We start from the raw sequence: 1,707 nt of genomic DNA, 5'->3' as shown, positions 1-1,707 counted from the left end.
CCCTAACCCCAGCCGCCCCTATCAGCCCTGAGAGTGCGCCCACCCTCACCAACCCCCCAAAAACCCCACAAAAATAAAGGATAACCATGCTAGAGAGCATTTACCAGCACACCAAAGAGCAAATGCAAAAGAGTTTGCAAGCCCTCTCTAAGGATTTCACCACCTTGCGTAGCGGCAAGGTTTCCATCAATCTTTTAGATCATGTCCGCATCGATTATTACAACACCCCCACCCCACTTAGCCAAGTGGCTTCCGTGATCGCCAACGATGCGACCACCATCACGATCACCCCATGGGAAAAGGGTTTGCTTAAGGAAATTGAGCGGGCATTGCAAGAAGCCAATTTAGGCGTGAATCCCAATAATGACGGGCAGAATGTCAAACTCTTTTTCCCCCCCATGACCAGCGAACAACGCAAGGAGATCGCCAAGGATGCGCGGGCGATGGGCGAAAAGGCAAAAGTAGCGGTGCGCAATATCCGCCAAGATGCCAATAACCAAATTAAAAAACTGGAAAAAGACAAAGCCATTAGTGCCGATGAGAATAAAAAAGCCCTCGCAACAATCCAGCAATTCACCGATGACTTTATCAAAAAGATTGAAAGCACGCTCAAAACCAAAGAGGAAGAGATTTTAAAGGTCTAACATGGCTTTAGATGTCCGGCAACTCTACTTAGATTGTGGTGCGCTCTTGGAGGGGCATTTTTTGCTTAGTAGCGGGAATCATTCGCAATTTTATTTGCAATCTGCTAAGGTGCTTGAAAGCCCCCAAAAAGCCCAAATGCTTACAGAGGCTCTAGCCCAAAAAATCCACCATGCAGGTCTTGTAATCGATTGTGTGTGTTCCCCGGCTTTGGGCGGGATTTTGGCTGGCTATGAACTAGCACGGGCGTTGGGCGTGCGTTTTATTTTTAGCGAACGGGTCAATTCCCAAATGGTGTTGCGCCGGGGCTTTGTAATCCGCCCCCAAGAAAAGGTCTTGATCTGTGAGGACATCATCACCACCGGGGGCTCGGCTTTGGAAGCTGGCCAATGCGTGCAAGAAATGGGCGGTGTGGTGGTTGGGTTTGCCAGCCTAGCCAATCGGGGGATCTGTCCCACAGCTGTAACCCACAACAAAGCTTGTAAGCTCCCGCCCAATCTGCCCTTTTTCACTTTAGAAAATTTTGATTTTGAGATGTTCGCACCTGAAAATTGCCCGCTATGTGCCTTTAGCGCGCCCATTAAGCCGGGCAGTCGGGGCAATTAGCCTTTGGAGTTTAAGAAAACCCTCGCTTGTCTGCATGTTGGGGCAAGGCTTAAGGCTTTTCTCACCGATATTTTTTTGATCTACACCCCCATTTTATATTTCACAACCTATATCATCTTGGGTTCAGCACAGGCCTTTAGGGAGAATCAGCTAGCCATTTTGGGCTGTGTGTGCGTCTATGGCGTGATCAATGCGCTTTTTTTAAGCCGTAGTGGGCAAACTCCGGGCTTGCGTTATGTGGGCTTAAAGGTGCTGGATAGCCACGATCAGCCCTTGAGTTTGGGGCGTGCATGCGTGCGTTTTGTGCTCTGGCTGGTGGTGGCTAGCACGCTCATAGGCTTTTTCACCCCCTTTTTTAGCAAAGACAAACGCTTTTTACATGATGTGCTGTGCCACACACGGGTTAAGGGAGTGCTGGAGTCTTAGGAGGTGTGGGCAATTCAAGACCAAATAGCTCCT

At 49.2% G+C, this 1,707-nt stretch carries 3 protein-coding genes; all 3 read left to right on the top strand.

What is annotated here, in order from left to right; all coding sequences use genetic code 11:
• Positions 1–86 precede the first annotated feature (86 nt).
• The 3 genes from frr to C5684_RS06650 are packed head-to-tail and all read left to right on the top strand — an operon-like array spanning position 87 to position 1,674.
• Complete coding sequence (frr, locus tag C5684_RS06660; protein ID WP_199764511.1) at positions 87–644, top strand: ribosome recycling factor; 558 nt, start codon at positions 87–89, stop codon at positions 642–644.
• Between the two features lies 1 nt (position 645).
• On the top strand, positions 646–1,248 hold the full coding sequence (gene pyrE / locus C5684_RS06655; protein ID WP_104639814.1) for an orotate phosphoribosyltransferase: 603 nt from the start codon (positions 646–648) through the stop codon (positions 1,246–1,248).
• A gap of 3 nt (positions 1,249–1,251) precedes the next feature.
• A complete protein-coding gene (locus C5684_RS06650; RefSeq protein WP_104639813.1) occupies positions 1,252–1,674 on the top strand; it encodes an RDD family protein in 423 nt (140 codons plus the stop codon).
• Positions 1,675–1,707 lie beyond the last annotated feature (33 nt).

Source organism: Helicobacter bizzozeronii, from assembly GCF_900196775.1.
Taxonomy (GTDB): Bacteria; Campylobacterota; Campylobacteria; order Campylobacterales; family Helicobacteraceae; genus Helicobacter; species Helicobacter bizzozeronii.
The sequence above is the reverse complement of the archived record's forward strand: the minus strand, read 5'-3'. Positions and strand labels throughout refer to the sequence as shown.